General features: G+C 71.7%; 6 protein-coding genes and 1 pseudogene. 3 read left to right on the forward strand and 4 right to left on the reverse strand.

What is annotated here, in order from left to right:
• Together ACVNF4_RS31725 and ACVNF4_RS31730 are read right to left on the reverse strand one after the other, a co-directional pair.
• Positions 1 to 943 (reverse strand): FAD-binding dehydrogenase (locus ACVNF4_RS31725; RefSeq protein ID WP_461806328.1); only part of this gene is annotated, 943 nt, incomplete at its 3' end.
• Positions 944 to 956: 13 nt separating this feature from the next.
• Complete coding sequence (locus tag ACVNF4_RS31730; protein ID WP_461806329.1) at positions 957 to 1574, reverse strand: TetR/AcrR family transcriptional regulator; 618 nt, start codon at positions 1572 to 1574, stop codon at positions 957 to 959.
• Positions 1575 to 1812: 238 nt separating this feature from the next.
• On the opposite strand from ACVNF4_RS31730, the gene ACVNF4_RS31735 reads away from it, so the two are divergent.
• Both ACVNF4_RS31735 and ACVNF4_RS31740 read left to right on the forward strand, forming a co-directional pair.
• Positions 1813 to 2559, forward strand: coding sequence for an MBL fold metallo-hydrolase (locus ACVNF4_RS31735; protein WP_461806330.1), 747 nt, complete (start codon positions 1813 to 1815; stop codon positions 2557 to 2559).
• Between the two features lie 9 nt (positions 2560 to 2568).
• A complete protein-coding gene (locus tag ACVNF4_RS31740; RefSeq protein WP_461806331.1) occupies positions 2569 to 3804 on the forward strand; it encodes a DUF4032 domain-containing protein in 1236 nt (411 codons plus the stop codon).
• A gap of 3 nt (positions 3805 to 3807) precedes the next feature.
• Here ACVNF4_RS31740 and ACVNF4_RS31745 read toward each other — a convergent pair whose 3' ends face one another.
• Entirely contained in the window at positions 3808 to 4662 is an 855-nt protein-coding gene (locus ACVNF4_RS31745) for a universal stress protein (RefSeq protein ID WP_461806332.1), read from the reverse strand.
• Between the two features lie 351 nt (positions 4663 to 5013).
• Between ACVNF4_RS31745 and ACVNF4_RS31750 the strand changes: the two are divergent.
• Positions 5014 to 5139, forward strand: a pseudogene (locus ACVNF4_RS31750) (site-specific integrase); the annotation flags it as partial.
• A 33-nt stretch (positions 5140 to 5172) separates the two neighbouring features.
• Here the strand turns inward: ACVNF4_RS31750 and ACVNF4_RS31755 are convergent.
• A partial coding sequence (locus ACVNF4_RS31755) for an IS3 family transposase (RefSeq protein ID WP_461806333.1) occupies positions 5173 to 5632 on the reverse strand: 460 nt, incomplete at its 5' end.

The following is a 5632-nucleotide window of genomic DNA, read 5'->3' on the forward strand; positions in this document are numbered from 1 at the left end:
GGAGGCGGCGGCCGAGGGCGTCGAACCACATCGAGGACGGGCCGGGGAGGATGCGGATGCCGTGGCCGGGCCAGATGGGGTTCCAGTTCTGGATGCCCTCGGTGTAGTGCCACATCCGGTCGCGGTTGACGAGCCGTACGCCCGCCTGCGCGCTGATGTCGAGCATGCGGCCGTCGACGTAGGCGGGGACGCCGGTGACCATCTCGGCGGGCGCGGTGCCGAGCCGTTCGGGCCAGTACCGGCGGACGGTGTCGTGGTCGGCGCCGATGCCGCCGGAGGTGACGATCACCGCCTGTGCGGTCAGCTCGAACTCCCCGACGGCGTCCCGGCTGGAGGCCACCCCGCGCGCGGAGTCGTCGGGTGCGAGGACCGTGCCGCGCACCCCTTTGGCGGTGCCGCCCTCGACGACCAGCGCGTCGACGCGGTGGCGGTGGTGGAAGGTGAGGAGCCCGTCCTTGGCGGCCTGCCTGGCGTACGTGACGAAGGGTTCGACGACTCCGGTGCCGGTGCCCCAGGCGACGTGGAAGCGGGGGACGGAGTTGCCGTGGCCGTCGGCGCGCAGGTCGCCGCGTTCGGCCCAGCCGACGGTGGGGACGAAGGAGATGCCGTGCCCGGCGAGCCAGGTCCGCTTCTCGCCGGCCGCCCACTCGACGTAGGCGCGCGCCCAGCGCACCGCCCAGGAGTCCTCGTCCTCGGTGCGGTCGAACCCGGCGCTGCCCTGCCAGTCGCTCCAGGCGAGGTCGAGGGAGTCCTTGATGCCGAGGCGGCGCTGTTCCGGGGAGTCGACGAGGAAGAGCCCGCCGAAGGACCAGTACGCCTGTCCGCCGAGGTTGGCGGCGTTCTCCTGGTCGACCAGGGCGACCCGGCGGCCCTGACGGTTGAGTTCGTGCGCGGCGACCAGCCCGGCGAGTCCGGCTCCGACGACGATCACGTCCGCGTCCATGACGCCCGTCCCTTCATCCGTTGGTGTCGCTGCCGTCCGTCAGCAGCGCGGTGAGCAGTTGTTTCAGCCAGGCGCGGGCGTGCTCGACGTCCTTGTCCAGCAGGAGTTGGGTGGTGACGCCGTCGTAGGCGGCGATGACCGCGTGGGCGGCGGCGGGGGCGGTGCCGAGGACCGGGGGGACGGGGGTCTCGGCGAGCCGGTCGGTGATGGCTCCGCGCAGGCGGGCGCGGTGGCCGAGGAGGCTCTCGGCGACGTCCGGGTCGCGGGCGGCGTGGACGAGGAAGTCGGTCTTGACGAGGAGCCAGTCGCGGTCGAGGAGGAGGACGTCGGTGACGCGGTCGACGGCGGCCGGTACGTCGAGCCCGGGGGCGTCCTGGGCGAGGGCTCCGGCGACCTGGTCGGCGATGAGGTCGGCGCGCTCGCGGTAGAGGGCGAAGAAGAGTTCGTCGAGGCTGTCGAAGTTGGAGTAGAAGGCGCCTCGGCTGTATCCGGCGGCGTCGCAGATCTCCTCGATGGAGACCCGGCCGAACCCTTTGGCGGCGAAGACGTCGAACGCGGCGGCCAGGAGCCTGGCGCGGGTGCGGACGCGGCGGCGGGTGACGCGCGGGGCGCCGGTGTCGTCGTCGGCCATGCCTCCTACCCCCTCTCGCACCCTTGTTCGCTCGTTCCATGCATCAACGTATCGGATACACCGGTGTATCGAACAGACTCTCGCCACATCTTCACCCGAACGGGTATTCGAATCCGGGCCGGCCGGTGGTGCGCCGGAGCCCTCGGAACCGGCCACCCCGCGACGGCGTCCGCCCGTTGATCTGCTTTGCTGTGGCTGATCGGCCCGGCCCTCACCCCCTCCCCCACAGGACCAGGACATGCAGGCAGACGTGCGGCAAGTCGCCGACGGGACGTATCTCGTCCACGGCAGCAACACCAACTGGATCATCCTCAGCGACGGCGACGCGGTCACGCTGGTCGACACCGGCTACCCCGGCGACCGCGAGGCGCTCCTCGCCTCCCTCGCGGCGGTCGGCAGCGCCCCGGAGGCGGTCGCGGCGGTGCTCGTCACCCACGCCCACGCCGACCATCTCGGCAGCGCGGAGTTCCTGCGGTCGGCGTACGGCACGCCGGTGTATCTGCACGAGGCGGAAGTGCCGCACGCGCGCCGGGAGTTCCTCCACCAGGTCACGGTCGGGGAGGTGCTGAGGAACGGGTGGCGGCCCGGTGTGCTGCCGTGGGCGGTGCACGCGATCCGCTCGGGCGGCACCGCGGACACCCGGGTGACCTCCCCGGAGACGTTCCCGGCGGCCGGCGCGCTGGATCTGCCGGGCCGTCCGGTGCCGGTGCACACGCCGGGGCACACGCTCGGCCACTGCGCCTACCACCTGCCCGGCACCGGCGTCGTGATCTCCGGGGACGCCCTGGTGAGCGGCCACCCGACGTCCCGCAGGAAGGGCCCGCAGCTCCTGCCCGACATGTTCCACCACGAGCGCGAACGCGCGGTGGCCTCCCTCGCGTTGTTCGAGGAGCTGGACGGAGACGTCGTCCTGCCGGGACACGGTCCGGTGCATCGGGGCGACATAGGCGATGCCGCACGTCACGCGCGCGAGATGGCCCATTAAGGTCAGGCCATGGCTTTGCAGATAAGTGCGACGACTCCGGAGCATCCGGCCCTCCTGCTGGAGCTGCCGTGGGACGTTCCGCTGGAGGAGTGGCCCGAGGAGGTTCTCGTTCCGCTGCCGCGCGGTATCTCGCGGCACGTCGTGCGCTACGCGCGCGCGGGGGACGAGGTCATCGCCGTGAAGGAGCTGGCCGAGCGGCCCGCCCTGCGCGAGTACGACATGCTGCGCGACCTGGCCCGGCTCGGTATCCCGGCGGTCGATCCCCTCGCCGTCGTGACGGGCCGCACGACCGAGGACGGCGAGCCCCTGGAGTCGGTGCTCGTGACCCGGCACCTAGGCGGCTCGCAGCCGTACCGGTCGATGTTCGAGACGACGATGCGTCCCGCGACGATGCACCGGCTGATGGACGCCCTGGCCGTCCTCCTGGTCCGGCTGCACCTCGCCGGGTTCGCGTGGGGCGACTGCTCCCTGTCCAACACCCTCTTCCGGCGCGACGCGGGCGCCTACGCGGCGTACCTGGTGGACGCCGAGACGGGCGACCTGCACCCCCAGTTGTCCAACGGGCAGCGGGAGTACGACGTCGACCTCGCGCGCGTCAACATCAGCGGCGAGCTGCTCGACCTGGAGGCGTCGGGCGCCCTGCACCCGTCGATCGACGCGATCGAGTTCGGCCAGGAGATCTTCCGGCGCTACGGCGAACTGTGGGAGGAGCTGACCCGCACCTCGGTGTACCCGGCGGGCAAGTACCACTTCATCGAGCGGCGTATCCGGCGGCTGAACGAACTCGGTTTCGACGTCGCCGAGATGCAGATCGAGCACTCCTCCAACGGCGACACGGTCACGTTCGTGCCGAAGGTCGTGGACGCCGGCCACCACCAGCGGCAGCTGCTGCGGCTGACGGGCCTGGACACGGAGGAGAACCAGGCCAGGCGGCTGCTGAGCGACCTGGAGTCCTGGATGGCCACCCAGGACGACTACGCCCCGGGCGACCCCCTGGCGGCCCGCCCGGAGGTGCTGGCGCACCGCTGGGTGCGGGACGTGTTCCGGCCGACCGTGCGCGAGGTGCCGCTGGAGCTGCGCGGCCAGATGGACCCGGCGGAGATCTACCACGAGCTGCTGGAGCACCGCTGGTACCTGTCCGAGCGCGCACAGCACGACATCGGGCTCGACACGGCCGTCGCGGACTACATCAAGAACATCCTGCCCAAGGCGCGGGAGACCCTGGAGCCGACGCTGCCGGAGTGAGCGTCAGCCGTGCGGCACCACGGCCACCGGGCAGGGCGCGTGGTGCAGCACGCCGTGGGCGACGGACCCGATCCGCGCGCCCACGGCCGTCCGCCGCGCCCGCCTGCCGACGACCACGAGCTGTGCCGTCTCCGCCGCCGCGAGGAGCACCTGTCCGGCGCTGCCCATCTCGATGTGCTCGACGACGGGCACCTTCGGGTACCGCTCCCGCCAGGGCCGGACGGCGTCGGCGAGGGCTTTGTGCTCGTACGGTTCGAGGCCGCCGGCGTCGTCGAGGAGCCGCAGCGAGCCGGGGCTGTAGGCGAACAGCGGGGGCAGGGTCCAGGCGCGGACGACGCGGACGCCCGCCCCGCGCGCGGCGGCCGTCTCGAACGCGAACCGCAGGGCGGCGGCGCTGTCCTCCGGCTCACCCTCCTGTCCCACGACGATGTCGCGCCCGGCGGCCTCGTGCGCCGCGTCGTCCCCGGCGCGCACCAGGACGACCGGGTGGGCCGCGTCGGCGACGGCCTGCTGTCCGACCGAGCCGAGCAGGAACCCGACGACCGCGCCGTGTCCGCGCGAGCCGAGCACGAGGAGGTCCTCGGCGCCGGTGAGCGTCTCGACGACCGGCCCTTCGACCGAGTCGGTGACGACGTCCAGCCCGGGATGGCGCCCGGCGATCTCCCGGGCGGCCTCCGTGACCGCGTCGCGGGCCCAGCCCTCCTGTGTCGCACGGTCCACCGCCGCCTCCGGGTGGACCTCCCAGGCGTGCACGATCCTCAGTGCCCTGTCTCGCCGTACGGCCTCGCGGGCCGCCCAGGACAAGGCGGCGAGGCTTGCGTCGGTGCCGTCGAAACCGGCCGTGATCGGGGCCGTCATGCGGTCGCCTCCCTCGGTCGTGGCCCGCGGCTGTCCGCGAGGCCGAGCGATCGTCGTCCTTCGACCCTACGATGGCCGCAGTCGACCGGGGCGGCACGCCCCCGGGACCTGACCGCACGGGGTGGGAGACACGTATGACACAGGCCGCCGAGACGGCGCGGACCGTCATCCTGACCGTCAAGAGAATGCCGGTGGTCGGGTGTTCCTCGTCAGGGATGGCGGGCAGGACGTCGAGGTGGAAGCCGGGGTACCCGAGGATCCAGCAGCGCGGCGGGGGTCTGTCAAACGAGTGGTGTAACCAGGGTGGCTGGGTGGGACCTGTCCTTCTGCTGCACGGCCGAAAAGTACTACTCCAAGCAGCTCTCGCCGCTCACCCTGTCCTACATCCACTTCGTGCTCAAGTCCGCCCTGGAGCACGCCGTGCGCGAGGAGGAGATCCCGCGCAACGTCGCTCGCAACGTCCGCACCGGCACACCTTGAAGTTTCCCCGTGATCTTGGACACTCGATGGTTATGCCGCGAGGGCGTGTTGATGCCGCTGCCTGGTCTCGGCTGGGGTGAGGTAGCCGAAGATCTTGTGTTTGCGCAGGCGGCGGCGGTTGTAGAAGGTCTCGATGAAGGTGAAGACCTCGGCGCGGGCGGTGGCCCGGTCGGGCCAGATCCGGGTGCCGATCTCCTCCTTGAGCAGGGCCCAGAAACTCTCCGCGGCGGCGTTGTCGAAACATGATCCAGTGCGTCCGCAGCTCTGCCGCAGACCCAACTCCTTTATCACATCCCGGAATTGGTTCGAGGTGTACTCGCTACCGCGATCGCTGTGGATCACGCAGCCCGGCTCCAGATTCCCCCGGCCGTGGGCCATGTCCAGGGCGTCCACGACGAGTTCGGCGCGGTGGTGATCGGCCATGGCATAGCCGACGACCTCGCGGGTGGCCAGGTCCAGCCAGCAGGCGAGGTAGAGCCAGCCCTCGGCC

It is taken from the genome of Streptomyces sp. S6, assembly GCF_054880855.1.

Coding starts and splice junctions, on each gene's coding strand:
- ACVNF4_RS31745 (WP_461806332.1), bottom strand. CDS start 4,662: ATGACGGCCCCGATCACGGCCGGTTTCGACGGCACCGACGCAAGCCTC.
- ACVNF4_RS31730 (WP_461806329.1), bottom strand. CDS start 1,574: ATGGCCGACGACGACACCGGCGCCCCGCGCGTCACCCGCCGCCGCGTC.
- ACVNF4_RS31735 (WP_461806330.1), top strand. CDS start 1,813: ATGCAGGCAGACGTGCGGCAAGTCGCCGACGGGACGTATCTCGTCCAC.
- ACVNF4_RS31740 (WP_461806331.1), top strand. CDS start 2,569: ATGGCTTTGCAGATAAGTGCGACGACTCCGGAGCATCCGGCCCTCCTG.